Genomic DNA, 26,467 nt, shown 5'->3' on the forward strand with positions numbered 1-26,467 from the left:
ATGATATTAATGCTTAATAAAAATAGTTAGTGTGTGGGTGCAAAAAAACGATTGCATTCATAAAGTTAGTCAAAAAATTGGTTTTTGAACAGCAGGGTGAATTTTTTTCATACCTGTTGTTAATTAAGTGAAATATTTGCTGAGTAAAGATACGTATGAAACTGTTTCTGACATGCCCTAAGGGTCTTGAGTTACTTCTTGAAGAGGAGTTGCAGCAACTGGGTGTTACCGAAACCAAGCAAACAGTGGCAGGGGTTCAATGCCAAGGTGAGCTGGAAGATGCTTACCGTATCTGTTTATGGTCTCGTTTAGCTAACAGAGTTCTTATGCCTCTTTATGAAGGTGAAGCAGAAACGGCAGATGACCTTTACAAGGCTGTTCAGCAAATTGACTGGCTGGATCATATGCGTAGCGAGGGTACGTTGTTGATTGATTTTAGTGGTCAAACTCGTGGTATCAACAATACCCATTTTGGTGCATTAAAAGTTAAGGATGCAATTGTCGATCAAATTCGCGATAAAACTGGTGCTCGCCCGAGTATCGACAAAGTTGCACCTGATCTACGAATTAATGTACGTATGCACCGCGGCAAAATTACCGTTGCGTTAGATATGTCGGGTGATAGTTTGCACCGACGTGCTTATCGTCTTAAAGCAGGTGAGGCGCCAATGAAAGAAAACTTGGCGGCTGCTATTTTGATTCGCAGTGGTTGGCCGGAGCGTTCTTCTGAATCTGGTCTAGTTCTTGATCCGATGTGTGGTTCTGGCACGTTGCTTATTGAGGCAGCGTTGATGGCGGCTGATATTGCGCCAGGTTTACAGCGTAAGCGTTTCGGATTCTCCCGTTGGACAGGTCATAAGCGTGATATCTGGGAAGATCTTGTTGCTGAGGCTCAGGCACGCAAAGTAAAAGGTTTACTTTCATTAGAAGCGAGCCTTATTGGTAGCGATCAAGATAGCAAGGTTTTGCGCGCAGCTCGTCAGAATGCCGAAAGGGCAGGTGTGGCGGACTTTATTGAATTTACAACGTGCCGTCTAGAAGATCTGGATCGCAATACATTACCTGAAGGTAAAGGTTTGCTGATTACCAACCCGCCTTATGGTGAGCGTTTGGGTGAAACTCAGCAGTTGATGTTTTTGTATCGACACCTTGGCGATAAGCTTAAAGAGCAGTTTGCAGGTTGGACTGCGTCTATTTTTACCTCTAACCCAGATCTTTGTAAGGTCACAGGTCTACGCGCAGATAAGCAATATAAACTGTTTAACGGTGCGCTTGAAAGTCGTTTGTTTATCTATCCGGTGTCTGAACAGAGAGCGGAGAAGCAAGTAAGTCAAGAGGGTGAGCCAGCTCCTTTGAGTGAAGGGGCGCAGATGTTTGCTAATCGTTTAAAGAAAAATCGTAAGCAGCTGGCTAAGTGGGTTAAACGCGACAATATAGAGAGCTACCGTCTCTACGATGCGGATATTCCTGAGTACTCTGTTGCAGTGGATATCTACAAAGACGAAGTACATGTCCAAGAATATGCCGCACCTAAGAAGATTGATCCGGTAAAAACATTTGCTCGTCTACAAGATGTGATGAATGCGTTACCGGTAACCTTAGAGGTATCTCCAGAAAAGGTAATTTTAAAGCAGCGTAAAAAACAGCAGGGTGTTAATCAGTATGAAAAGCACTCTGAAACTCACCGCTTTAAAGAGATTAACGAACACGGTTGCCGTTTGCTGGTCAACTTGCACGATTATCTTGATACCGGTTTGTTTTTGGATCATCGAGCAATTCGTTATCAGATTCAGAAAGAAGCGGCTGGTAAGGATTTCTTAAACCTGTTCTGTTACACAGGCACTGCTTCTGTGCATGCTGCCAAGGGTGGCGCTAAATCCACAACCAGTGTTGATATGTCGGCTACTTATCTTAACTGGGCTAAGCGAAATTTAGATCTAAATAGCCTCGATACAAAAGAGCATCAGCAAGCACAGGCGGACTGCTTAAAGTGGTTGCGGATGCAAAGAGGGCCAGCATACGATCTGATTTTTATGGACCCTCCAACGTTTTCTAACTCTAAGCGAATGGCTGGAGTGCTTGATGTGCAGCGCGACCACGTAGACCTTATAGAAGGGGCTATGCGCTGTTTACGTGCAGATGGGGTGTTGTACTTCTCCAATAACTACCGCCGCTTTAAGTTGGACTACGAAGCGTTGTCAGAATTCGAGATTGAGGAGATTACGCAATCTACTCTGGATCCGGATTTTAAGCGTAATTCTAAAATTCATTGTTGTTTCCGTATTCGTCATAAGTGATTGTGCTCGCAAATTGTGCGCTTTAATAAATCTGGCACATATAGTGCTTACTATTAAGGCATAAAAAATTTGTTACTAGCACTATTTTGGTGAATTGCAGTTTAAGCAGCTATGTTTCGGGGCTTTTAAGCCTAGTTGGCATAGTAGCAGCAATATCACAGAATAATATGCACTATAATAGTGCACCAAAATGAAGCGCAGTTTTAGGTTGTGGTTCTAATATGGTGCACAAAAAGAAACGGGAGACACCAAGTGGAAAACGTCAACAGCGCAGTTGAGACGCTTATTCAGAGTTCTAATACTCTATTCATTTTGATGGGGGCGATCATGGTCTTTGCCATGCATGCCGGCTTTGCTTTTCTTGAAGTTGGTACGGTTCGCCACAAAAACCAAGTGAATGCGTTAGTTAAAATTCTGACCGATTTTGGTTTTTCTGCCATGGCTTACTTCTTTGTAGGTTATTGGGTTGCTTACGGCGTTACATTCTTCTCCCCTGCTGCTGAATTAGCTGCAAATAATGGTTATGAACTAGTTAAGTTCTTCTTCTTAATGACGTTTGCTGCTGCAATTCCTGCGATCGTATCGGGTGGTATTGCTGAGCGTGCTAAGTTCTGGCCGTTCTTGATTGCCTCATCTCTTATTGTGGCGTTTGTATATCCGTTCTTCGAAGGCATTATCTGGAATGGTAACTTTGGTTTCCAAGATTGGTTGGAGGCTAATTTTGGTGCGGCATTCCATGATTTTGCAGGTTCTGTGGTAGTGCACGGTGTCGGTGGCTGGTTGGCGCTAGTTGCTGTGATCATGCTGGGTATTCGAAATGGTCGCTATAAAGGTGGTCGTCTTGTTGCTTTCCCACCATCTAATATTCCTTTCTTGGCGTTAGGTGCTTGGATTCTATGTATTGGTTGGTTCGGCTTTAACGTAATGTCCGCTCAGACTATGGATGGTATCTCTGGTCTAGTAGCTGTTAATACGCTAATGGCGATGGTTGGCGGTATTATTACTGCGCTGATTTTTGGTAAGAATGACCCTGGTTTTATCCATAACGGTCCTTTGGCTGGTTTGGTTGCTGTATGTGCTGGTTCTGACGTAATGCACCCTATGGGTTCTCTAGTTGTAGGTGCTGTTGCTGGTGCAATTTTTGTCTTCTTGTTCACAATTCAGCAGAACAAATGGAAGATTGATGATGTGTTGGGTGTATGGCCACTACACGGTGTTTGTGGTGTTTGGGGTGCTATTGCTTGCGGTATTTTCGGTACTGAAGCGCTTGGCGGTCTAGGTGGTGTTAGCCTTATGTCACAATTAATCGGTTCGCTAGCGGGTATTGCTGTGGCAGTCATTGGCGGCGTAATTGTTTACGGTGGTGTGCGTGCAGTTTCTGGTCTGCGTTTGACTCAAGAGGAAGAGTATAACGGTGCTGACCTATCTATCCATAAGATTGAATCTACTAGCGATAACTAATCTGTCGCTGTAGATCTATTGAAAAAGCCGGGCATTGCCCGGCTTTTTTTGTTGGTAGTGATTAGTTAAATATCGCTTGCCTGAATTTTTGTAGCTTGGAAAAAATAAAATCAGAACGTTCTTTTTTTCCTTTGTCTGTGTAGTGCTGTATGTCTATTACTCCTGATTTTGTTCTTTTTAGCATTCGTGCTTGCTGACTTAAGCCGTTATAGCCCCAGTCTGTTGTTGGTACTTCATCTAAAACTACGTAACTGATAGGTGTTAAAGGGCCGATTTCGTTGTCTAAAAGTTGGTTGAATGCGCATAGCGCATCGGACTTTTCTTTTTCAGTATTGGTGCCTTGACTGATTTTGGCATTCACGTAGGCAGATACCGAATTGCTGGCTAATTTATTGCCGATAAACCAATGCTCTTTATCTATTTTTATAATACTTACGGCGGTCAATTCGGCTTTTTTATGAAGAATTTTCGCCATGATATTTGTTGTACCTTCGACTAGATTTTTGATCTGTAATTGGGTTAAGTCGCTGGATACATGTATTGATATGTAAGGCATAACGCTCTCCTTGTCTGTTTAAATCCAGCTTACGCTCTGATTTATATTATTAAAAACGATTAATATTGTTTATATTGATAAGTAAATACGATCAAATAAGAGGCAGGCATGGCGCAGCCCAATATAAGTACTGAATTGTTGAGGACTTTCCTTGCTGTGGTTGAGAGAGATGGTTTTATTCGGGCAGCAGAATCCCTACACAAGACGCAATCCACAGTAAGTCAGCAGATTAAAAAATTAGAACTGGAGTTGGGTGTTGTTCTGTTTCGCCCTCACGGCCGTAAGCGGCTGCTGACACATGAAGGGGAGATGTTGGTTGGTTACGCAAGGAAAATGCTGGCGTTGCAGGACGATGCGATAGCGAGCTTGGCGAGTAGTGGTAAGCTAGGGGAGATAAAGGTTGGTGTCTCGCAAGGTGTTGCGGAAACCGTATTGCCTGAGCTATTGGCTGGTTTTTCTCGGAAGAATCCTGCGGTAAGGCTGTTTGTGGAAACAGGTTATAGCGATGAATTGGAGCTAGGGTACGAGCGGGGTGATTACGATCTTATTGTCACATTATCGTTGAGTGGATCTGGGAAGGGGGAGGTTTTAGGCGGTGAGCCATTGGCTTGGATTGGTCCTGAAGGCTTTTCTTGGTCGTTGGGAAGGGAATTGCCTATGGCGTCATATTCCAAAGCTTGTCAGTTTAGGCGAGTTTCTATTGAATCTCTGGATCAGTCAGGAATTCCATGGCGCTTGGTTTATACCTCGTCAAGCTATCAAGGGCTTATGGCGGCGGTAAAGAGTGGTTTGGGCGTTACTGTGAGGCCGAGGAGTGCTGTTCTGCCAGGGGTTGAGTTGATTGGAGAGCGTCTTGGTTTGCCTGAGTTACCAATGATTTATACATCGTTGCGTTATAGGCGAGATATAAATGTTGCAAATGAGTTAGCAGAAACGTTTAGATTAGCTTCGCTTGGGGTTCGGTAAATTGAATTATATAGATAATAAAAAAGCCGCATAAAGCGGCTTTTTTTGTGGTTGGTTCGTTCGTCTTATTTCTCAGGGTATGAGCGCTGAGTTGGGCCAGTGTAAAGCTGGCGTGGACGACCAATTTTGTTAGGGCTGCTGTGGAACTCGTTCCAGTGAGAGATCCAGCCGATTGTACGAGACAATGCAAAGATCACTGTAAACATGTTGGTTGGGATACCAATTGCTTTCAGGATGATGCCGGAGTAGAAGTCTACGTTCGGGTATAGTTTGCGTGCAGCAAAATACTCGTCTTCGATGGCTATTGTTTCAAGGCGTTTCGCGATCTTAAGAAGAGGATCATTTTCCAAACCAAGTTCAGCTAGTACTTCGTCACAAGACTTCTTCATTACGCGTGCGCGTGGGTCGAAGTTGCGGTATACGCGGTGACCAAAGCCCATTAGGCGGAATGGGTCGTTTGGATCTTTTGCTTTAGCAACGAATTCATCAATGCGTGACTCATCGCCGATCTCTTCAAGCATATTTAGTACGGCTTCGTTAGCACCGCCGTGAGCTGGGCCCCAAAGTGCAGCGATACCAGAAGCGATACATGCGAATGGGTTAGCGCCAGAAGAGCCCGCAAGACGTACTGTAGAAGTAGATGCGTTCTGCTCGTGGTCAGCGTGAAGTACGAAGATGCGATCCATTGCTTTCTCAAGTACAGGGTTAACCTGGTACTCTTCGCAAGGTGTGCCGAACATCATCTGCAGGAAGTTACCTGCATAGCTCAGGTCGTTACGTGGGTACATAAACGGCTGGCCGTTTGAGTACTTGAAGCACATCGCAGCGATAGTCGGCATTTTCGCGATTAGGCGGTATGCGCAAACTTCACGATGATGTTCATTATCGATGTCTAGAGAGTCATGGTAGAACGAAGAAAGAGCACCAACCACGCCGCACATGATCGCCATTGGGTGAGCGTCACGACGGAAGCCGTTATAGAAGTGGTTTAGTTGCTCATGAACCATTGTGTGGTTCTTCACAGTTTCTACGAATTTAGCCTTTTGCTCTGCGCTTGGCAGTTCGCCGTTCAATAGTAGGTAGCACACTTCCATGTAGTCTGATTTTTCTGCTAGCTCGTCGATAGCATAGCCGCCGTGCAGTAGCACGCCTTTGCCGCCATCGATGAAAGTGATGCTAGAGTCACACGCAGCTGTGGAAACAAAACCAGGATCGTACGTGAACAGGCCTTTGCCAGTCAGTGGGCGCACATCAATTACGTCTGGACCTAGAGTGCCTGAATACACCGGAAGCTCAATAGCTTCATCCAGACCGTCGACTGTTAAACGTGCTTTCTTATCAGCCATTAAAAGGCTCCTATCATTATGTTTTAGTTCTGTTTTGACTTTCTTATTAGTCAGATCTAAGAGTCTTGGCCCGATAAATTGGACCCACACAATATAGAGACTGAAAAAAGTTTGTCAATCCGACTAAATGGGTTAGTTACCGCATCGCAGCAAAACGGATGAATTTTTATCAGGATTGGTACTAAGGCTGAATAGTCATTTGGTTGTACGACTTTTGATATGCCGTAAAGTCCTAGACAAAAGGCGAACTACGCTGTGTTTGCGTTGTATTGTCAAGGTGAAATGCTTATACTCTCGCCCCGAAGTTTATCCCTAGTTTATGTCCTATTATATTAGTTCATATATTATGGGTATGCTTGAGGAGCGAGGTACTTATCTTCAACACTTCCGAGCAACCGAGCCCTGCAAAGGGGCCGTAAAAAGTGTGAACAAGAGCCGTGAATAAGAAAAGACCTGTAAATTTAGATCTTCAAACTATCAAAATGCCGCTACCGGCGATTACATCCATCCTGCATCGTGTGACAGGCGTGGCGCTATTCTTTGGCGCTGTGTTTGCTATGTATGCTTTGGGTTTGTCTCTGGAATCAGAAGCGGGCTTCAATGAAGCTGTTGATATGTTTGAAAATGGCTTCTTCGCGAAGCTTATAGCGTGGGGAAGCGTATCAGCATTGCTATACCACTTCTTCGCGGGCATCAAACACCTGGTAATGGATTTTGGCCACTGTGAAGAACTTGAAAGTGGTCAAATGGCAGCGAAAGTGACCTTGGGTCTAGCTGTTGCAGCAATCCTCATTTCGGGAGTATGGATATGGTAACTAGTATTACTAGCTTTGGCCGTAGTGGCCTATATGACTGGATGATTCAGCGTGTAAGCGCGGTAATCCTAGCTGTATACACAATCTTTATGATTGGTTATCTAGCATTTGGCGCAGAACTAACTTACGAAATGTGGGTTGGTTTGTTCGAAGGAACTGCAATGCGCATCTTTACAATGCTAGCGCTACTATCCTTTGCTGCACACGTATGGATTGGTATGTGGTCTGTTTCTACTGACTATATTAAGCCAACTGGTTTGCGTTTCGTGTTTCAATCTGCATGTGGTCTCCTAACGTTTATCTACGTTGTGTGGGGCATTCAGATTTTGTGGGGTGTTTAAAAGATGTCTAAACTACGTACGCTTACTTTCGACGCGATTGTTGTCGGTGGCGGTGGTGCAGGCATGCGTGCTGCACTTCAGCTTGCACAAAGTGGTCTAAACACTGCTTGTGTAACAAAAGTATTCCCAACTCGATCTCACACAGTATCTGCTCAAGGCGGTATTACTTGTGCGATCGCAAGTGCTGATCCAAACGACGACTGGCGTTGGCACATGTACGATACCGTTAAAGGTTCTGATTACATCGGTGACCAAGACGCTATCGAATACATGTGTTCTGTAGGTCCTCAGGCGGTATTTGAGCTAGACCATATGGGTCTTCCATTCTCCCGTACTGAAACAGGCCGTATCTACCAGCGTCCTTTCGGTGGTCAGTCTAAGAATTTTGGTGAAGGTGGTCAGGCTGCACGTACATGTGCTGCGGCAGACCGTACTGGTCACGCACTGCTTCACGCTCTATACCAGGGCAATATGAAAGCGGGTACTACCTTCCTTAATGAGTGGTACGCAGTAGACCTAGTTAAGAATGACGATGGCGCAGTTGTTGGCTGTATCGCTATCTGCATCGAAACGGGTGAAACTGTATACATCAAGGCTAAAGCGACTGTTCTTGCAACAGGCGGTGCTGGCCGTATCTACTCTTCTACTACTAACGCTCTTATCAATACTGGTGACGGTATGGGTATGTCTCTGCGTGCAGGTGTTCCGGCGCAGGATATGGAGATGTGGCAGTTCCACCCAACCGGTATTGCAGGTGCAGGTGTACTTGTAACTGAAGGTTGTCGTGGTGAAGGTGGTTACCTAATCAACAAAGACGGCGAGCGCTTCATGGAGCGTTACGCGCCTAACGCTAAAGACCTAGCAGGTCGTGACGTTGTGGCACGTTCTATGATTCTTGAGATCCTAGAAGGTCGTGGTTGTGGTGAAGATGGCGATCACGTTTACTTGAAGATGGATCACTTGGGTGAAGAAGTTCTTCATTCGCGTCTACCTGGTATCTGTGAACTGTCTAAAACGTTTGCGGCAACTGACCCAGTTGTTAAGCCGATTCCAGTTGTTCCAACTTGTCACTACCAGATGGGTGGTGTTGCAACTAACATCGGTGGTCAGGCTATCGCACCAGATAAAGACGGTAACGATTCTATCGTTGACGGTCTATATGCTTGTGGTGAAGTTGCATGTGTATCTGTACACGGTGCTAACCGTCTAGGTGGTAACTCACTTCTTGATCTTGTTGTATTTGGTCGTGCTGCTGGTATGCAGATCGAACAGCAGATGCGTGAAGGCTACGAAGTGAAAGATGCAACTGAAGCTAACATTGAAACTGCAATGGCGCGTCTAAACCGTCTAAACAACTCTACTGGCGGTGAAAGCGTTTCTGAAGTTCGTAAAGAACTACAGAGCACAATGCAGCTGTACTTCGGTGTATTCCGTGACGGCGAAAGCATGCAGACAGGTCTTGAATTGCTAAAAGGCATTCGTGAGAAGATCAATAACCTGCATCTTGAAGATAAGAGTCAGGCATTCAACACTGCGCGTATCGAAGCGCTTGAGCTTGAAAACTTGTTCGAAGTTGCTGAAGCAACTGCTATCGCAGCTGAGGTTCGTAAAGAGTCTCGTGGTGCGCATGCTCGTAATGACTTTACTGAGCGTGATGATGAGAACTGGTTGTGCCATTCTGTTTACTTCCCTGAAGACAAAACTATCGGTAAGCGTGCTGTAAACTTCGCACCTAAAACCGTAGATGCCTTCCCACCTAAAGTTCGTACTTACTAAGGAGCTTCTATCATGTTGGTTAGTGTATATCGCTACAATCCTGAAACTGACGATGCTCCTTACATGCAGGATATCCATATTGATATCCCTGGTGGTAAAGACATCATGGTGCTGGATCTGCTTCAACTTCTTAAGGACAAAGATCCGTCTATGGCGTATCGTCGTTCTTGCCGTGAAGGTGTATGTGGTTCAGACGGTATGAACATGAATGGCCTTAACGGTCTAGCATGTATCACTCCGTTATCTGCTGTAGTTAAAGACGACAAGCTTGTGCTGCGTCCACTACCGGGTCTGCCGGTTATCCGTGACCTTGTTGTAGATATGACTCAGTTCTACAAAGCTTACGAGAAGATCAAGCCGTTCTTGATCAACGATACTCCGCCGCCTGCGATCGAGCGTCTGCAGTCTCCGGAAGATCGTGCTGAGTTGGATGGTCTGTACGAATGTATTCTTTGTGCATGCTGCTCAACTTCTTGTCCGTCTTTCTGGTGGAACCCAGACAAGTTCATCGGTCCTTCTGGCCTGCTTCAAGCGTACCGCTTCTTGGCAGACAGTCGTGATACGGCGACTCGTGAGCGTCTGGCAGATTTGGATGACCCATTCAGTGTCTTCCGTTGCCACGGCATCATGAACTGCGTAAACGTTTGCCCTAAAGGATTGAATCCTACTAAGGCGATCGGCAAGATTCGCAACATGCTGCTAGCGCAAGCAACCTGATCTACCTTAAAAAGCGGTGCCATTGGCACCGCTTTTTTTGTGTTACAAAAAGAAAAAACAATTTTTTGTAAAAAAATTACCATATTCGCATAAAGAATGATTAAAGCTTGCTTCCAAAAGCTTTAATATAAGAATCCCGAGACAGTTAAAGCTGTTTGATCGGGGGATTGAAGGTAACTCAAAGAGGAGCGATATCTATCGGAAGATCCCGATAGAATCAGAAAGCTCCCAGAGCCAGGGTGATCAAGAATGCAAGAAAGCATCATGGATCTCATGTGGAAGAATGCTCACCTTTACGGTGGCAACCTTTCATACGTTGAAGAACTGTACGAAACTTACCTGATGGATCCAAATGCGATTCCTCAGGAATGGCGAGAAGAATTCGACCGACTACCTAAAGTTGGCGAAAATCTGACACAGGATGTGCCGCATTCTGCTATCAGAGAACATTTTCTCTATCTATCTAAAAACCAAAAACGCGCTGCGCCAACTGCTGTAAGTTCGGTTAGTTCCGAGCATGAGAAAAAGCAGGTTCGTGTATTGCGTATGATCAACGCTTACCGTGTACGTGGTCATCAGGTTGCCAACATCGATCCATTAGGTTTGATGCAACGTGAAGATGTACCGGATCTTGATCTACGTTTCCATGAGCTGTCTGAAGCTGATTACGATACTGTATTCCAGCTAGGTTCTCTGTTCTTCGGTCCTGAAGAAGCTCCGCTGCGTGATATCGTTGCTGATCTGAAGAAAACGTACTGTACAACGGTCGGTGCAGAGTACATGCACATCGTTGATACACAAGAAAAGCGTTGGATTCAGTCTCGTTTAGAGCCTGTTCGCTCACATCCAGAAGCTGAAGTTAACAAGAAGAAAATGATTCTTGAGCGCCTAACAGCTGCTGAAGGTCTTGAGAAATACTTGGGCTCTCGTTATGCCGGTGCTAAACGCTTCGGTCTGGAAGGTGGCGAGTCAATGATCGTATCCCTAAACACGCTAATTCAGCGTGCTGGTAAACAGGGTGCGAAAGAAGTTGTTATCGGCATGGCTCACCGTGGCCGTCTAAATACGCTTGTTAATATCTTTGGTAAAAACCCAGCTGATTTGTTTGACGAATTTGAAGGGAAGCGTGTTGTAGATACATCTGGTGACGTTAAGTACCACCAAGGTTTCTCATCTAACGTAGAAACTGAAGGCGGTGAAGTTCACATCGCTATGGCATTTAACCCATCTCACCTAGAGATTGCTGCTCCGGTAGTAGAAGGTTCTGTACGCGCGCGTCAGGATCGTCGTGAAGATGCTGATGGTACTTCTGTTGTTCCTGTAAATATTCACGGTGACCAAGCTTTCTGTGGTCAGGGTGTAGTAATGGAGACATTCCAGATGTCTCAGACCCGTGCATATAAAACAGGCGGCACAATCCATATTGTAGTTAACAACCAAGTTGGTTTTACAACATCTAAGCAAGAAGACTCACGTTCAACTGAGTACTCTACCGATGTTGCGAAAATGATTCAGGCGCCTATCTTCCACGTAAATGGCGATGACCCTGAAGCAGTTCGTTTTGTTACACAGCTGGCTGTTGATTACCGTAACGAATTTAAGAAAGACGTTGTAATTGACTTGTTCTGTTACCGTCGTCGCGGTCACAACGAAGCTGATGAACCATCTGGTACACAACCGTTGATGTACGCGCAGATCAAAAAGCAGAAAACTACGCGTGAACTTTACGCTCAGCAGTTGATTTCTGAAGGTGTTGTTACACTTGAAGAAAGCAAGGCGATGGAGAAAGAGTACCGTAAGCTGCTAGAGAATGGCGAGCATGTTGTTAAGTCACTTGTACATGAGCCAAACTCTGAACTGTTTGTAGATTGGAAGCCTTACCTAGGTCATGAGTGGTCATTCGACTGCCCAGAAACCAAAGTTGATCTTAAGTTGCTGCAAGAGCTAGGTAATAAGATTTGTGAAACGCCTGAAGGTTTCGCAGTTCAGCGCCAAGTTCAAAAAATCATTGATGACCGTAAGCGTATGGCTCACGGTGCAATGGAATTGAACTGGGGTATGGCTGAATCTCTTGCTTATGCAACTATCCTTGCTGAAGGTCATCCAATTCGTATCACGGGGCAGGATGTGGGGCGTGGTACGTTCTCTCACCGTCACGCGGTACTACATGATCAGAAGACAGCTGAAACTTACCTGCCATTAGATAATCTTTCCGATGAGCAGCCTCGTCTAACATTGCATGACTCTTTCCTATCGGAAGAAGCGGTACTTGCGTTTGAGTACGGTTATGCGACTACGATGCCAAATGCGCTAGTTATTTGGGAAGCTCAGTTCGGTGATTTCGCCAACGGTGCACAGGTAGTAATTGACCAGTTCATCACTTCTGGTGAACATAAATGGCAGCGCCTATGTGGTCTGACAATGTTGTTGCCTCACGGTTTCGAAGGTCAGGGCCCAGAGCACTCTTCAGCGCGTCTAGAGCGTTACTTACAATTGTGTGCAGAGCACAACATTCAGGTTGTTACACCAACTACGCCAGCACAGATTTTCCACTTGCTGCGTCGTCAGGTTGTACGTCCGCTACGTAAGCCTCTAGTTGTTATGTCTCCGAAGAGTTTGTTGCGTCATAAACAAGCGGTTTCTACTCTTGAAGATCTAGCAGATGGTTCATTCCAGCCAGTTATTGGTGAAGTTGATCAGTTAGAGCCTAAGAAGGTGAAACGTCTTGTACTGTGTGGTGGTAAGGTTTACTACGACCTTTACAACCGCCGTGCTGAATTGGAAAAAGATGATGTTGCAATCGTTCGTATCGAGCAGCTATATCCATTCCCAGAAGCACAATTGGCAGAAGCAATTTCTGAGTATACAAACTTAGAATCTGTAGTTTGGTGTCAAGAAGAACCAATGAACCAGGGCGCATGGTACTCAATGCAGCACCATATGCGTCATGTTCTACACAAACATGACAGCAAGTTACATTTGGAAGGGGTAGCCCGTCCAGCATCTGCAGCTCCAGCAGTAGGGTACATTTCTGTACACGCTGAGCAGCAGGAAAAACTAGTTAATGATGCACTTAACGGTTGATCAGGCGATTAACCACAATTATTAATCGCCTGACGGTGATAACGATAAAGGAAAAAACATGTCCATCGAAATCAAAGCGCCGACGTTCCCAGAATCTGTAGCAGACGGCACAATCGCAACTTGGCACAAACAGCCAGGTGAAGCATGCTCAGCAGACGAGCTTATTGTTGATATCGAAACTGATAAAGTTGTACTAGAAGTTGTAGCGCCAGAAGATGGTGTTATTGCTGAAGTACTAAAAGGCGAAGGCGACACGGTTCTTAGTGATGAAGTGATCGCTAAGTTTGAAGCGGGTGCTGCAGGTTCTGCTGCACCAGCTGCTGCTGAAGAAGCTGCGGCTCCTGCAGGTGATGCTGACAAAGTTGGCCCTGCCGCACGTAAGCTGATCGACGAAAACGGCCTAGATGCATCCCAAATTACTGGTACTGGCAAAAATGGTGGTATCACTAAAGAAGACGTTCAGAACTTCATCAAAAATGGTGCACAAGCACCTGCAGCAGCACCTGCTCCTGCGGCATCTGCTGCTCCAGCACAAGCTGCTGCACCAGTTAACGTTCCAGCAGGTGAGCGTGTAGAGAAACGAGTTCCAATGACTCGTCTACGTGCAACAATTGCTAAACGTCTAGTTGAAGCACAGCAAAATGCTGCAATGCTCACTACTTACAATGAAGTAAACATGAAGCCGGTTATGGAACTGCGTAAGCAGTACAAAGACCTGTTCGAGAAAACTCACAACGGTACTCGTCTTGGTTTCATGTCTTTCTTCGTTAAAGCTGCAACTGAAGCACTGAAGAAATTCCCAGCAGTTAACGCGTCTATCGACGGAAATGACATGGTTTACCATGGCTACCAAGATATCGGTGTAGCTGTTTCTACTGACCGTGGTTTGATGGTACCAGTACTACGTGACACTGATGTAATGAGCCTAGCAGACGTTGAGTCTACTATCGCTGATTTCGGTAAGCGTGGTCGTGAAGGTAAGCTTGGTATGGACGACATGCAGGGCGGTACATTCACAATCACTAACGGTGGTGTATTCGGTTCTTTGATGTCTACTCCAATCTTGAACCCACCACAAACTGCTATTCTAGGTATGCATAAAATTCAGGAACGTCCAATGGCTGTAAACGGCCAGGTTGAGATCCTGCCAATGATGTACCTCGCTCTGTCATACGATCACCGTATGATTGATGGTAAGGAAGCTGTACAATTCCTAGTGACAATTAAGGACCTTCTAGAAGATCCTGCACGTATGCTACTAGAGGTTTAAGGTTAGTCCTGATAAGAACAGAGTGAAGATAGGATAAAACATGTCTGATAAATTTGACGTTATTGTTGTAGGTGCGGGTCCTGGCGGTTATGTAGCTGCGATCCGTGCAGCACAGCTTGGTCTGAAAACTGCGTGTGTTGAAAAGTGGGTTGATGATAAAGGAGCAGCAGTTCTAGGTGGTACATGCCTAAACGTAGGTTGTATTCCTTCAAAAGCTCTACTGGAATCTACACACCAGTTCCACAATGCTCAGCATGCTGACGTGCACGGCATCCAAACGGGTGGCGATGTCACTATGGATGTTAAAGCGATGGTTGCTCGTAAAGACAAGATCGTAGGCAACCTAACTGGCGGTATTGCGGGTCTGTTTAAAGCAAACGGTGTAACTTTGCTTCAGGGTATGGGCAAATTGCACGGCGGTAAGAAAGTTGAAGTGACTGCAGCTGACGGTTCTTCTACTACTTACGATGCTGAGAACGTGATTCTAGCGTCTGGTTCTGTACCGGTTGAAATCCCACCAGCGCCGCTTACTGAAGGTTTGATCCTTGATAATGCGGGCGCACTAGATATCGATGAAACGCCTAAACGTTTGGGTGTTATCGGTGCCGGAGTTATCGGTTTGGAAATGGGCTCAGTTTGGGCGCGTTTAGGTACAGAAGTTACTGTACTTGAAGCAATGGACGATTTCCTTGCGCTAGCAGATAAAGATGTAGCTAAAGAAGCTGCAAAACTGTTCAAGAAACAGAAGCTAGACATCAAGCTTGGTGCTCGTTGCACAGGCACTGAAATCATCGACGGCAAAGAAGTGAAAGTTAAATACACTGATGCCAACGGTGAGCAGGAAATGGTTGTTGATAAGTTGATCGTTGCTGTAGGCCGTAAGCCACAGACGCAAGGTCTACTTGCTGATGACTCTGGTGTTTCTCTAGATGAGCGTGGCTTCATCTTCGTTGACGAGAAATGTCAGACTGGTGTTCCTGGTGTATATGCGATTGGTGATTCTGTTCGTGGCCCAATGCTTGCGCATAAGGCTTCTGAAGAAGGCATCATGGTTGCTGACATCATTGCTGGTCACCATGCACAGCTTAACTATGACGTTATTCCAAACATCATCTACACGCATCCTGAACTAGCTTGGGTTGGTAAAACTGAGCAAGAGCTTAAGGCTGAAGGCGTTAAAGTTAAAGTGGGTAAATTCCCATTTGCTGCTTCCGGTCGTGCCATGGCTGCTAACGATACCGAAGGTTTCGTTAAGATGATCGCTTGCGAAGAAACTGATCGTATTCTGGGTGTTCACATGGTTGGTGGTATTGCTTCCGAGCTTATCGGTCAAGCTGCTATCGCTATGGAATTCTGCTCAAGTGCAGAAGACCTTCAGATGACAGTATTTGCCCATCCGACTGTAAGTGAGGCTGTACATGAAGCAGCGCTAGCAGTTGATGGACACGCGATTCATATGGCGAATCGCAAAAAACGCTAAGTAATTAGCACAGAGAGATCCGGCTTACTCTTACAAGGAGTAAGCCGTATATAAAACTTGTTGCTAGAACCAACAGGGCTGTTACAGGGGCGTATTTAGATCCCTGATACAGAAAAAATCATATAGTGATAACACAACGGGTTAGAGCATGAATCTTCATGAGTACCAGGGTAAACAGCTGTTTGCCGAATATGGTCTGCCGGTATCCAAAGGATACGCAGTAGATACTCCAGAAGCAGCGGCTGAAGCTGCTGAAAAAATTGGTGGTGATAAGTGGGTTGTTAAAACTCAGGTGCACGCTGGCGGCCGTGGTAAGGCTGGCGGTGTTAAGTTGGTTGACTCTCCTGCAGAAGCGCAAGAGTTTGCAGCTAACTGGCTGGGCAAAAACCTAGTTACATTCCAGACTGACGAAAATGGTCAGCCTGTTTCTAAAATTTTGGTTGAAGACTGCACAGATATTGCAAACGAGCTATATCTTGGTGCTGTTGTAGACCGTTCTACTCGCCGTATCGTTTTCATGGCATCTACTGAAGGTGGTGTTGAAATCGAGACAGTTGCAGAAGAAACTCCAGAAAAGATTCTTAAAGCTGAAGTTGATCCGCTAACGGGTGCTCAGCCTTACCAGGGTCGCGATCTTGCGTTTAAACTGGGCCTAGAAGGCGACCAGATTAAGCAGTTCGTAAAAATCTTCTTGGGTCTAGCTCAGATGTTCCAAGAAAAAGATCTGGCTCTTCTAGAGATTAACCCTCTGGTTATTACTGATGAAGGTAACTTGCACTGCCTAGACGCTAAAGTAGCGATCGATGGCAACGCTGTTTACCGTCACAAAGATCTTCAAGCTATGCACGATCCATCTCAGGAAGATGAGCGTGAAGCACACGCTGCTGAGTGGGATCTAAACTACGTTGCTCTAGACGGCACTATCGGCTGCATGGTTAACGGTGCTGGTCTTGCGATGGGTACTATGGACATCGTTGCTCTACACGGTGGTTTCCCAGCTAACTTCCTTGACGTTGGTGGTGGCGCGACTAAAGAGCGTGTTACTGAAGCGTTCAAACTAATCCTAGCTGACGAAAAAGTTAAGACTGTATTGGTTAACATCTTCGGCGGTATCGTACGTTGTGACCTAATTGCTGAAGGTATCATCGGCGCAGTTAAAGAAGTAGGTGTAAACGTACCAGTTGTTGTACGTCTGGAAGGTAACAATGCTGATCTAGGTTCTAAGCTTCTTGCTGAATCTGGTCTAGACATCATCGCAGCTACTAGCTTGACTGATGCAGCTCAGCAAGCAGTAAACGCAGCGGAGGGTAAATAATGTCCGTTTTGATTAATAAAGACACCAAAGTAATCTGCCAAGGTTTCACTGGTGGTCAAGGTACCTTCCACTCTGAACAAGCTATCGCGTACGGTACGCAGATGGTTGGCGGTGTAACTCCAGGTAAAGGTGGTACAACTCACCTAGGTCTACCTGTATTCAACACTGTTGCAGAAGCTGTAGAAGCGACTGGCGCAGATGCATCTGTTATCTACGTTCCAGCTCCGTTCTGTAAAGATTCTATCCTAGAAGCTGCAAACGGTGGCGTTAAGCTAATCGTTTGTATCACTGAGCACATCCCCGTTATGGATATGCTTGAGTGTAAAGTTAAGTGTGACGAGCTAGGTGTACGCCTAATCGGCCCTAACTGCCCAGGTGTTATCACTCCAGGCGAATGTAAGATTGGTATTATGCCAGGTCACATTCACCTACCAGGTAAAGTAGGTATTGTTTCCCGTTCTGGTACTCTAACTTATGAAGCTGTTAAGCAGACTACAGATGCAGGTTTCGGTCAGTCTACTTGTGTAGGTATCGGTGGTGACCCAATCCCTGGTTCTAACTTCATCGATATTCTGGAAATGTTCCAGAATGATCCACAGACTGAAGCGATTGTAATGATCGGTGAGATCGGTGGTACTGCAGAAGAAGAAGCGGCTGCTTACATCAAAGCAAACGTTACTAAGCCTGTTGTTTCTTACATTGCTGGTGTTACTGCACCTGCTGGTAAGCGTATGGGTCACGCTGGTGCGATCATCTCTGGTGGTAAAGGTACTGCTGATGAGAAATTCGCAGCACTTGAAGATGCAGGCGTTAAGACTGTACGTTCTCTTGCTCAGATCGGCGATGCACTAAAAGAAGTTACTGGCTGGTAAGCTATAACATCTCTAAAAAAGGCAGCTTAGGCTGCCTTTTTTATTGCCCGAATAAATAGGTGTTGAAACATTATTTGTATAATGTGATTGTTAAATAACATTATTTTAAGTGCAGATCGTTTATGAAAAACCTTATCGTGATAGGTGTTGCTTCAATTGTTGGCTTAGCAGTTGTTGGCGGTGCAGGTTTCTTTGGTTATAAGATGTATTCAGAGTTGGCTGAATATAAAGCCTTAGGTCCGATTAAGGATATGCGAACTTATAGCAAAGAAAATTTTGATCTTAAAAAAGAAAATAAGCTGTTATTAGAAAAGTCTGCGTACATGCAGCGGCAATTTCTAATTCATCGTAAAGTAACAGTGGGTCAAGCTGTTAAAAGGTCAGAAAGAAAAGTTGCAACATCGATTGCTGCTTTTACCCCAATTTCAGGTTCCTATGTACTTGCTGCAATGTCTGCGCAAGAGCAATTGGAGCTCTGCCAAGATGTACAGGCTTTAATAAAACTAGAGTCCCAATTGTTTGAATCCTCTGATCCTGCTGTCGTAATGCAGCAAGAAAAGATTTGCGGTACTTATATCGAGCGTAAATTGATGCCGTTATTTAAATACCAAATGCTTCGCGTGCGTGCGTCAATGACGGGCTCTCTTGGTCATCTCAGAGTAGATGCTGAGGAAAAGTTTGAGAAGGCGCGTAAGCTTCTTGAAAAGTGGGAAGTGCCAGTTGAACGGGAGTTGGATTCTTACACGGATTTTGATCGTTAGATTTATTTATTTCGATTTATCTGTCTATCAAACTAGTTTACTTATTAACTCGGTATTTTTATTTAGCTGCTACAATTTTATTTACTCATCATAGTATTATGCGTTTTAATAATAACCGTAATTAATAAGTGGTTAATTGGGTTGAGGGCGATAATCTTTGAGTAGTACTAAGATTGCAATGAATGCCTTAGCCGAGCGTATGCCCGGTGCCTTTTATCGCCGTTCTGTTCAGGGCGATCGAGCTTTGTTGTTGATTACTTCAGGCTGTAAAGAGTTAACAGGCTACTCTGTAGAGGAATGGTTAAAGGGAGATATTAGTTTTAAAGAACTTATTGATCCTGAATGTCATTCTCACTATCGAGTTGTTGTTGATAGTGCTCTAGTCGAAGGAAAGCCCTACAGTGTTGAATATAAGATTACACACAAGAATGGTGCTGTCTTATGGGTGTGGGAGCAGGGACATGGTGTAACGGATGCTGGTAGTCTTTCTGCTATTGAGGGCTATATCACTGATATTACTTCGCAAAAAGATCATGAGGTTGGTTTGCGAAATGCTTTGAGTGCGAAGCAGCAGCTACTAGAAGAATATAAAGGTGTTGTTGATTGTAGTGCTATTGTCTCTAAGACAGACCCAAATGGCGTTATTACTTATGTTAATGATCATTTCTGTAAAGTCTCAGGTTATAGCCCTGAAGAGCTAATCGGGTCAACTCACGCCATTGTTCGGCACCCCCAAACTAGGCCTGACATTTTTAAAGATCTATGGAGTACCATTCTTTCAGGTAATACCTGGAAAGGTACGCTGAGAAATAGAGCAAAAAATGGGCAAGATTATTATGTAAATTCGGCTATCTCTCCGATCATGGATTCAGACGGTAATATCATTGAATTCATTTCGGTTCGTTTTGATGTGACGTCGCTCATTGAGAAAGAGAAGCGAATTAGAAGACAGATTACTGACCAGCTAACTGGTTTGCCTAACAGGCAGAGTTTGTTAGAGGATTTAACTTCAGTTGAGTCAGGCTCATTGGCCATACTTAATATCAACGACTTTAAGTTGGTTAATGAATATTATGGCTTCGCTGTTGGTGATCAATTATTGCGAGATATGGCAATTTTGCTTTCTGAAGTTGCCGAGCTTCATGATTTAAATCTGTACCGTCTGTCAGGTGATGAGTTTGCACTCTTCTGCAAAGGACATTTGCGTGATATCGGCTTTGATACGTTGTGTGACTCTATTGTATCGCGTGTAGCTGAGAAAGTTATTACTATTATAGGGATCGAGTTTGCTTTAGCGGTGACTATTGGGGCTTCTAATGGCTGCACAAAAGATCTACTTTTACATGCAGACATTGCCCTTCATAGCGCTAAAGAGCAGCATCTATCAGTACAAATATATGACATCTATTCGCCACTAAAGCGTCAAATTGATAACAACATTACTTGGCTTAAAAGAATTCGAGAAGCGATTCATGAAGATCGAATAGAAGTCTTTGCTCAACCAATCTTGGATGTGGATTCGTCTGAGATTAATCGTTATGAATGTTTAATGAGATTAAGGGAGGGTGAAAATTACATTTCACCCTATCTATTCCTGCAGGCGGCTAAACATGGTCGGCTTTATGGTGATCTAACCCGAATTGTATTTTCCAAAGCCTGTGAGTTTTTTGCAGAACGAAGCGACAGTTTTTCTATTAATATCACAGCCTCGGATATCTTAAATCCTAATACTTCTAATTACATTATTAGAACGATTAAGCGCTACGGGGTTGGTGATAGGCTTGTGTTTGAATTGGTTGAAAGTGAAGGGATTGAAGATTCTGAACTTATTATTCAATTTTTTGATCAAGTGAAAGCGATGGGCTGTAGCTTAGCGATTGATGACTTTGGTACGGGTTATTCTAACTTCGAATACCTTCTAAAACTCGATATTGATTATATAAAGATTGATGGCTCTTTGATTCGTTACATTGATAAGGATGATAATGCACGTATTGTGGCTGAAACAGTTGTTGATTTTGCGAGACGCTTGAACGTGAAGACGGTTGCAGAGTTTGTACATAACTATGAAGTAGAGCAATGTGCACGTGAAATCGGTGTCGATTTTCTTCAGGGTTTCCTGTTAGGTGAGCCTGCCCCATTGGACTCTCTCTAAACTTCATCTTCTGGTCTATTTATTGCTTTTCTATGCGAGGGCGACAGATTGATAGCATCTGTCGCTTATAAAGCTATAAAGGCTGGGATGTATTCGATCTCTTTTTGCTGTGATGTTCTATTTTAGTGCGAGCTGCACCTAATTGGTGATATCTGTCTGTACCTATAGAATTGGAGGTGAAAAAAATACTCTTGGCTGTAGTATAAGGTTTTCTATCTTGCTGGCAGTGTTGATTATTTTTAGTCCAGTTTTTGATAGGAAAACGTGTATTTAGTTTTAGGTATTAGCGATGTGTATAAATACCTTTGAGTACCACAAAATCTAACAGAGTAGTTCATTATGAGTCTTAAGCTTTTTCCATACTTCCAGCCTATCGTTGAAACCGCAACTGGTCGCATAGCTGGGTACGAAGCACTGGCAAGGATGAAAGATGAGAACGGCGATACGGTTTCTGCGGGTAGAATTTTTTCAGATAAGGGCCTCTCTGTTAAAGAACGTATTGAGCTTGATCGAGATGTGAGGCTTCAGGCGCTTCAGCAGATCCAATCACTGCCTGAAGATACTTTTATTAGTATCAATATATCCCCTGAGTGGCTGCAATACCTTGAGTCCCTAGATAACATTCCTACCTTGGAAATGATTAAGCAGCTCGCAGTTGATCCATCAAAAGTTGTTATAGAGATTACTGAGCTTGATGGTGACTTGGATGTGATTCAAAAGCTAGTTGAGCGATATCGTGAAGAGGGGTTCTGTATTGCTATCGATGATTTCGGTACGGGTTTTTCGCAATTAGATCGTATTGCCTTGCTAAAGCCGGATATCATTAAGCTGGATATGACTTTACTGAAAAGTGGTTCGACTGACAGTCGTCGTTCCTCAATGGTTCAAATGTTGGGTGAGCTTGCTTCAAAACTCGGCAGTAAGGTGCTGTGTGAGGGCGTTGAAACTGATGATGAATATTATTTGGCACTGAGCTGTAATGCAGTATATGTTCAGGGTTTTCTTTTCTCTGAGGCGCAGTCTGAGATGTTGCTTCCAGATTCGACCACTAAACAAGTGAAGGATCTATTAAGTCATTATCGTGATATGGCGATTAATGCTACTTCCCGAAGTCACTGGCGTGCGGAAAAGGTTAAAGCAGAGTTGCTCTCGTTAAGAGAGGTCTTAAAGGCTGCAAGTAGTGATGAAGATCTACAGCACTTTGTCGCAACAGAGCATTTAATGCGTTTCTATATCTGTGATCGTTTAGGTAATCAGATTTCTCCAAACTTTGAAAATAGTGATAAAGGCTGGATCCTTAATGAAAAACATAGAGGGTTTAACTGGAGTTGGAGACCTTATTTCTTTGAGCTTCTAGGATCCGCTGATACGAAAAATCGTTTGGTCTTCTCAGAGCCATACCAAGATATTCATACAGGGCAGCGAGCGCAAACGGCTGTTTTGTTTATCGATGACTCCCGTATCCTGCTTGCGGATTTACTGGATGAGGGGCAGGAGAGTGATCTGTTTAATGGTTTTAGCGCAATGCCAGCAAGCTGGATTCCTGAGATAGGCTAATTGAGTTGTTGTTATAAGAGCTAAGCCTAGAGGTTTGGCTCTTATTTTTTGAGCTCTTTCAGAAGAAGGGTATAAGCTTTATCTTTCTTTTCGATCTGGTGTAGCTTGATAATCTGATGGTTTAGTTCAGGTGCAAACCAGATGAAAGTCTGTCGCGTACTGCCTTCTTTACGCACGCGTTTTACTCGAATTGCCTCGTACTCGCCGATAGGGGCTTTGATGCTCTCTTTGCCGTCAACGATGAAGTTATATTCTTTTAACTTTCCACCATCTGCTACAGAGTATTTAAACTCTTTTTCTCCTTCAGCAACGGCTTGTTGTAGCAGTAGTTGATAGCTGATCTTGTCTTGAACGCCTTCTTTTATTGGCATCTGCCAGGGTTTGTTCTCAACCTTGTTTGTTACCAATTGGTTTTGCCAATCGAAATGAACTTCAGCCTTACGTTTTTTGCCTAGTACGCTACGTTTGTAGGTATAGTTAAGTGGCTTTAGCTTTGCGTTATCTAAAGTGAATTTGCTGGATTCGTAAATGCTGGCAAACATGGCTGAGGCTTTGGATTCAAAAAACCATTCGCCAGATTCATTTTTTTGTAGCTTGCGAGTAGTGTTGCCGCTGAGAGAGATGCTGCCATCCCAATCAATTTCGTAGCTTGCGGTAAAAGGAGTAAAAGGCGTTGCGGTGTCTGCAACTAGAGGAGTTGCCCAGAGAAGTGCGGACGCGAAAAGGGAATTAATTAACGTCTTATTTGCTCTGAGCATACTGGTTGCCTCATTAAATTTGATCGTGCTGAAAGCCCTGAGTAGGTGCGGCTTTACCGTCTAGGGTAACACCCCTGTCAGACCAGATCAGTCTGTCGGAACAAAACAGACCTACCGCTTGAGGGTAGATAATGTGTTCCACTTTATGGACTTTCTGTTGCAGGCTCTCACTTGTATCTTCCGGATCTATGCTTACTTTACCCTGAATGGCCAGCGGGCCACCATCTAGCTCTTCAGATACAAAGTGCACGGTACAGCCGTGTTCTTTATCACCGGCATCAATTGCGCGCTGATGGGTGTGAAGGCCTTTGTATTTAGGGAGTAGTGACGGGTGAATGTTAAACATTCTGCCGTTGTAGTGCCGAACAAATTCGGCAGTAAGGATACGCATAAACCCTGCAAGAACAATCAGGTCAGGCTGGTAAGTATCAATCTGTTTGATCATCGCTTGGTCAAAACTTTCCCGGCTATCAAAGTCGGTATGTTTTAAAACCAGGGTAGGGATATTGGAGTTGCGGGCACGCTCCAAGCCATAAGCCTCAGCTTTGTTGCTGAGGACGGCTTCGATGCGGCCATCAATTTGGCCTGCATCGATTGAATCCATTATAGCTTGGAGGTTGGAACCACTTCCTGATATCAGGACAACGATTCGTTTAGTCATTGGGCGAATTACGCCTCCAGACCAGCTAGTTCAACTTGCTCTTCACCTGCTTGCGCAGCAGCAATTGAACCGATAACCCAAGCATCTTCGCCAGCTTCGTTTAGTAGCTGAAGTGCTTCGTCTTGCTTGTCAGCAGGTACGCAGATAACCATGCCAACACCGCAGTTGAATGTGCGGTACATCTCAGTTGCATCAACGTTACCTTGCTCTTGTAGCCAATTGAATACTGCTGGCATAGTCCAAGAGTTAACATCGATTACAGCTTTCGCATTCTCTGGAAGAACACGTGGGATGTTCTCAAGTAGGCCGCCACCTGTAATGTGAGACAGAGCGTTTACTTGAGATTCTTTGATCAGTTTTAGAAGTGACTTAACGTAGATGCGTGTTGGCGCCATCAAAGCATCTGCTAGCGGTTTGCCATCAAGATCTGCAGTCAATTCTGTGCCGCTTACTTCTAGAATCTTACGGATTAGAGAGTAACCGTTAGAGTGCGGGCCAGAGGAAGCAAGGCCGATCAGCGTGTCACCAACTTTTACGTTAGTGCCGTCGATGATCTCATCTTCTTCTACAACACCTGTACAGAAGCCAGCTAGATCGTAATCTTCGCCTTCGTACATGCCTGGCATTTCAGCTGTTTCGCCACCAACAAGTGCAGCACCAGCTAAAGAACAACCTTCGCCAATACCTTTAACTACATCTGCAGCAGTATCAACGTTAAGTTTACCTGTCGCGTAGTAATCCAAGAAAAGTAGAGGTTCTGCGCCAGCAACGATTAGATCGTTAACACACATCGCAACTAGATCGATACCGATGGTGTCGTGCTTTCCTAGATCCATTGCTAGGCGTAATTTTGTACCTACACCGTCAGTACCTGAAACAAGTACAGGCTTACGGTAGCCTTCGGGGATACGGCATAGAGCGCCGAAACCACCTAGGCCGCCCATAACTTCAGGGCGAGTTGTGCTTTTAGCAACGCCTTTAATTCGATCAACTAGGGCGTTACCAGCGTCGATATCAACGCCAGCGTCTTTATAGCTCAGAGAGCTGTTATCAGAACCAGTAGACATGGATCAGTTAACCTTTCATGTACAAGGAAAGAGGAAGAAAAATATTGCCGCATATTCTACCGTTTTATCACGCTTGAATACACTCATCTGGGCAACGAATATGAAATAATTATGTGGGATGGTAAAGTTAAAGCATATTTTTATTCGAAATTGTTGAAGGCGGCTTAATGGATTTAATGCGAAGCTTTATAGCTGTGCTTCTGCTGGCAGTGTCACAATTTGTTTGTGCAGGGACGATAACTGATCTTTATCAAGTGACTTTGCCTGTTGATGAACAAAGGTCTTCACCTAGTGACCTTCAGATGAGTTCTGGGCTGGCAAAAGTGCTAGTTAAAGTGTCTGGCAATTCCAGTATTGCCGAAGATTCTCAAATCCAATCCCAGCTTAAGGTGCCAGCCAGAACGTTAAAGCAGTTTAGTTATATCGCTAAAGAAGATGGGGAATATTTAGTTTTAGATTTCCACCCGTCGGTTATTGACGGTTTAGTTACCCGTACAGGCTTTAAACCCTTAGGCGGGCAGAGACCTACCGTTTTGCTTTGGTTTGCTTCGGACCTATCCGGCGAACAAGACTATCTGCAATTCAATGATCCTTTTTATAAAGCCCTGCAGTTAGCTGCAAACTCCCGTGGATTGCCGCTGCAGTTTCCTTTATTCGATCTAACTGACCAAGTGGCGCTTACCACTGCGGATCTTTGGGTGTTGCAGGATCAATCAATTACTCAAGCCTCAGCGCGTTATAATCCTGATGCCATTATTGCTGGTCGCCTTTCAAAGGTGACGCCAGAAGGAGTATCCGTCGCGGGGTTATTTATAAATGGCGGCGACAACCAACCGTTAGCGGAATCTGGCAATATCGATCGGGTAGCTCAAGCCTTGATAAACCGAGTCGCGGATAACCTTTTTAAGCCGGTCGTGAGTTATAAACTCAGTCATTTCCAGACGGGCGTTGCCGTTCAAGTCGAAAATATTTCTAACTTGTCTGATTACGTCAGACTGATCGATTTTCTCAAAGGGTTATCTGTTGTTAGTCAGGTAAAAATTGAACAAGCAATAGGGAATCAAATTACAGTAAGACTTGAGTTAGATGGCAATGAAGAGCAATTGCGCCAAGCTATCGCCCTAGAGCCGCAATTGCAGGCGCTCGATAGTCTTAGAAATCAAGATGGTTCTGCGGTGATGATCTACCGCTGGCAAGGATAGCAGGAACAAT

At 44.6% G+C, this 26,467-nt stretch carries 21 protein-coding genes; 16 read left to right on the forward strand and 5 right to left on the reverse strand.

Annotated features, from left to right (window positions below; genetic code table 11):
* The first annotated feature begins 155 nt into the window (after window positions 1-155).
* Both rlmKL and ACMXYP_RS06405 read left to right on the forward strand, forming a co-directional pair.
* Window positions 156-2,297 carry a bifunctional 23S rRNA (guanine(2069)-N(7))-methyltransferase RlmK/23S rRNA (guanine(2445)-N(2))-methyltransferase RlmL gene (gene rlmKL / locus ACMXYP_RS06400; RefSeq protein WP_415884178.1) on the forward strand — a complete coding sequence of 714 codons (2,142 nt, stop codon included), beginning with the start codon at window positions 156-158 and terminating at the stop codon, window positions 2,295-2,297.
* Window positions 2,298-2,549: 252 nt separating this feature from the next.
* On the forward strand, window positions 2,550-3,758 hold the full coding sequence (locus ACMXYP_RS06405; protein ID WP_415884179.1) for an ammonium transporter: 1,209 nt from the start codon (window positions 2,550-2,552) through the stop codon (window positions 3,756-3,758).
* A 61-nt stretch (window positions 3,759-3,819) separates the two neighbouring features.
* Here the strand turns inward: ACMXYP_RS06405 and ACMXYP_RS06410 are convergent, their stop codons facing one another.
* Entirely contained in the window at window positions 3,820-4,314 is a 495-nt protein-coding gene (locus tag ACMXYP_RS06410) for a tautomerase family protein (RefSeq protein WP_415884180.1), read from the reverse strand.
* A gap of 108 nt (window positions 4,315-4,422) precedes the next feature.
* Here ACMXYP_RS06410 and ACMXYP_RS06415 point away from each other — a divergent pair, with 108 nt between their 5' ends.
* On the forward strand, window positions 4,423-5,280 hold the full coding sequence (locus ACMXYP_RS06415) for a LysR substrate-binding domain-containing protein (protein WP_415884181.1): 858 nt from the start codon (window positions 4,423-4,425) through the stop codon (window positions 5,278-5,280).
* A gap of 65 nt (window positions 5,281-5,345) precedes the next feature.
* Here ACMXYP_RS06415 and gltA read toward each other — a convergent pair whose 3' ends face one another.
* The gene (gltA, locus tag ACMXYP_RS06420) at window positions 5,346-6,626 is read right to left on the reverse strand and encodes a citrate synthase (RefSeq protein ID WP_415884182.1); all 1,281 of its coding nucleotides are present in this window, start codon (window positions 6,624-6,626) and stop codon (window positions 5,346-5,348) included.
* Window positions 6,627-7,063: 437 nt separating this feature from the next.
* Here gltA and sdhC point away from each other — a divergent pair, with 437 nt between their 5' ends.
* The 12 genes from sdhC (at window position 7,064) to ACMXYP_RS06480 (ending at window position 22,769) form a co-directional block, all read left to right on the forward strand.
* The gene (gene sdhC, locus ACMXYP_RS06425) at window positions 7,064-7,441 is read left to right on the forward strand and encodes a succinate dehydrogenase, cytochrome b556 subunit (RefSeq protein WP_415884183.1); all 378 of its coding nucleotides are present in this window, start codon (window positions 7,064-7,066) and stop codon (window positions 7,439-7,441) included.
* The gene (sdhD, locus tag ACMXYP_RS06430) at window positions 7,435-7,782 is read left to right on the forward strand and encodes a succinate dehydrogenase, hydrophobic membrane anchor protein (protein ID WP_415884184.1); all 348 of its coding nucleotides are present in this window, start codon (window positions 7,435-7,437) and stop codon (window positions 7,780-7,782) included. Before sdhC ends, sdhD begins: the two co-directional genes overlap by 7 nt.
* 3 nt (window positions 7,783-7,785) lie before the next feature.
* The gene (gene sdhA, locus ACMXYP_RS06435) at window positions 7,786-9,558 is read left to right on the forward strand and encodes a succinate dehydrogenase flavoprotein subunit (RefSeq protein ID WP_415884186.1); all 1,773 of its coding nucleotides are present in this window, start codon (window positions 7,786-7,788) and stop codon (window positions 9,556-9,558) included.
* Window positions 9,559-9,570: 12 nt separating this feature from the next.
* Window positions 9,571-10,275 carry a succinate dehydrogenase iron-sulfur subunit gene (locus tag ACMXYP_RS06440; protein WP_415884187.1) on the forward strand — a complete coding sequence of 235 codons (705 nt, stop codon included), beginning with the start codon at window positions 9,571-9,573 and terminating at the stop codon, window positions 10,273-10,275.
* 249 nt (window positions 10,276-10,524) lie between these two features.
* The gene (locus ACMXYP_RS06445) at window positions 10,525-13,359 is read left to right on the forward strand and encodes a 2-oxoglutarate dehydrogenase E1 component (RefSeq protein ID WP_415884189.1); all 2,835 of its coding nucleotides are present in this window, start codon (window positions 10,525-10,527) and stop codon (window positions 13,357-13,359) included.
* Between the two features lie 58 nt (window positions 13,360-13,417).
* Window positions 13,418-14,629 carry a 2-oxoglutarate dehydrogenase complex dihydrolipoyllysine-residue succinyltransferase gene (gene odhB, locus ACMXYP_RS06450; protein WP_415884190.1) on the forward strand — a complete coding sequence of 404 codons (1,212 nt, stop codon included), beginning with the start codon at window positions 13,418-13,420 and terminating at the stop codon, window positions 14,627-14,629.
* Between the two features lie 40 nt (window positions 14,630-14,669).
* Window positions 14,670-16,109 (forward strand): dihydrolipoyl dehydrogenase, encoded by a 1,440-nt coding sequence (gene lpdA, locus ACMXYP_RS06455; RefSeq protein ID WP_415884191.1) that lies wholly within the window; start codon window positions 14,670-14,672, stop codon window positions 16,107-16,109.
* 148 nt (window positions 16,110-16,257) lie between these two features.
* A complete protein-coding gene (gene sucC, locus ACMXYP_RS06460; protein ID WP_415884192.1) occupies window positions 16,258-17,424 on the forward strand; it encodes an ADP-forming succinate--CoA ligase subunit beta in 1,167 nt (388 codons plus the stop codon).
* Entirely contained in the window at window positions 17,424-18,296 is an 873-nt protein-coding gene (gene sucD / locus ACMXYP_RS06465) for a succinate--CoA ligase subunit alpha (protein ID WP_415884193.1), read from the forward strand. The genes sucC and sucD overlap by 1 nt, the downstream gene beginning before the upstream one ends.
* A gap of 122 nt (window positions 18,297-18,418) precedes the next feature.
* On the forward strand, window positions 18,419-19,057 hold the full coding sequence (locus ACMXYP_RS06470) for a hypothetical protein (RefSeq protein WP_415884194.1): 639 nt from the start codon (window positions 18,419-18,421) through the stop codon (window positions 19,055-19,057).
* 157 nt (window positions 19,058-19,214) lie between these two features.
* Entirely contained in the window at window positions 19,215-21,212 is a 1,998-nt protein-coding gene (locus ACMXYP_RS06475; protein ID WP_415884195.1) for an EAL domain-containing protein, read from the forward strand.
* A gap of 339 nt (window positions 21,213-21,551) precedes the next feature.
* On the forward strand, window positions 21,552-22,769 hold the full coding sequence (locus tag ACMXYP_RS06480; RefSeq protein ID WP_415884196.1) for an EAL domain-containing protein: 1,218 nt from the start codon (window positions 21,552-21,554) through the stop codon (window positions 22,767-22,769).
* A 41-nt stretch (window positions 22,770-22,810) separates the two neighbouring features.
* Here ACMXYP_RS06480 and ACMXYP_RS06485 read toward each other — a convergent pair whose 3' ends face one another.
* The 3 genes from ACMXYP_RS06485 to purM are packed head-to-tail and all read right to left on the reverse strand — an operon-like array spanning window position 22,811 to window position 25,255.
* Window positions 22,811-23,527, reverse strand: coding sequence for a DUF3108 domain-containing protein (locus ACMXYP_RS06485; protein ID WP_415884197.1), 717 nt, complete (start codon window positions 23,525-23,527; stop codon window positions 22,811-22,813).
* Between the two features lie 13 nt (window positions 23,528-23,540).
* Window positions 23,541-24,188, reverse strand: coding sequence for a phosphoribosylglycinamide formyltransferase (gene purN / locus ACMXYP_RS06490; RefSeq protein WP_415884198.1), 648 nt, complete (start codon window positions 24,186-24,188; stop codon window positions 23,541-23,543).
* An 8-nt stretch (window positions 24,189-24,196) separates the two neighbouring features.
* Window positions 24,197-25,255 (reverse strand): phosphoribosylformylglycinamidine cyclo-ligase, encoded by a 1,059-nt coding sequence (gene purM / locus ACMXYP_RS06495; RefSeq protein ID WP_415884199.1) that lies wholly within the window; start codon window positions 25,253-25,255, stop codon window positions 24,197-24,199.
* Between the two features lie 167 nt (window positions 25,256-25,422).
* On the opposite strand from purM, the gene ACMXYP_RS06500 reads away from it, so the two are divergent.
* Complete coding sequence (locus tag ACMXYP_RS06500) at window positions 25,423-26,457, forward strand: DUF2066 domain-containing protein (RefSeq protein ID WP_415884200.1); 1,035 nt, start codon at window positions 25,423-25,425, stop codon at window positions 26,455-26,457.
* The last annotated feature ends 10 nt before the right edge of the window (window positions 26,458-26,467 follow it).

Source organism: Neptuniibacter sp. QD34_54, assembly GCF_047778055.1.
Lineage (GTDB): Bacteria > Pseudomonadota > Gammaproteobacteria > Pseudomonadales > Balneatricaceae > Neptuniibacter.

Coding starts and splice junctions, on each gene's coding strand:
- rlmKL (WP_415884178.1), top strand. CDS start 156: ATGAAACTGTTTCTGACATGCCCTAAGGGTCTTGAGTTACTTCTTGAA.
- ACMXYP_RS06410 (WP_415884180.1), bottom strand. CDS start 4,314: ATGCCTTACATATCAATACATGTATCCAGCGACTTAACCCAATTACAG.
- ACMXYP_RS06415 (WP_415884181.1), top strand. CDS start 4,423: ATGGCGCAGCCCAATATAAGTACTGAATTGTTGAGGACTTTCCTTGCT.
- gltA (WP_415884182.1), bottom strand. CDS start 6,626: ATGGCTGATAAGAAAGCACGTTTAACAGTCGACGGTCTGGATGAAGCT.
- sdhD (WP_415884184.1), top strand. CDS start 7,435: ATGGTAACTAGTATTACTAGCTTTGGCCGTAGTGGCCTATATGACTGG.
- sdhA (WP_415884186.1), top strand. CDS start 7,786: ATGTCTAAACTACGTACGCTTACTTTCGACGCGATTGTTGTCGGTGGC.
- ACMXYP_RS06440 (WP_415884187.1), top strand. CDS start 9,571: ATGTTGGTTAGTGTATATCGCTACAATCCTGAAACTGACGATGCTCCT.
- ACMXYP_RS06445 (WP_415884189.1), top strand. CDS start 10,525: ATGCAAGAAAGCATCATGGATCTCATGTGGAAGAATGCTCACCTTTAC.
- odhB (WP_415884190.1), top strand. CDS start 13,418: ATGTCCATCGAAATCAAAGCGCCGACGTTCCCAGAATCTGTAGCAGAC.
- lpdA (WP_415884191.1), top strand. CDS start 14,670: ATGTCTGATAAATTTGACGTTATTGTTGTAGGTGCGGGTCCTGGCGGT.
- sucC (WP_415884192.1), top strand. CDS start 16,258: ATGAATCTTCATGAGTACCAGGGTAAACAGCTGTTTGCCGAATATGGT.
- sucD (WP_415884193.1), top strand. CDS start 17,424: ATGTCCGTTTTGATTAATAAAGACACCAAAGTAATCTGCCAAGGTTTC.
- ACMXYP_RS06470 (WP_415884194.1), top strand. CDS start 18,419: ATGAAAAACCTTATCGTGATAGGTGTTGCTTCAATTGTTGGCTTAGCA.
- ACMXYP_RS06480 (WP_415884196.1), top strand. CDS start 21,552: ATGAGTCTTAAGCTTTTTCCATACTTCCAGCCTATCGTTGAAACCGCA.
- ACMXYP_RS06485 (WP_415884197.1), bottom strand. CDS start 23,527: ATGCTCAGAGCAAATAAGACGTTAATTAATTCCCTTTTCGCGTCCGCA.
- purN (WP_415884198.1), bottom strand. CDS start 24,188: ATGACTAAACGAATCGTTGTCCTGATATCAGGAAGTGGTTCCAACCTC.
- purM (WP_415884199.1), bottom strand. CDS start 25,255: ATGTCTACTGGTTCTGATAACAGCTCTCTGAGCTATAAAGACGCTGGC.
- ACMXYP_RS06500 (WP_415884200.1), top strand. CDS start 25,423: ATGGATTTAATGCGAAGCTTTATAGCTGTGCTTCTGCTGGCAGTGTCA.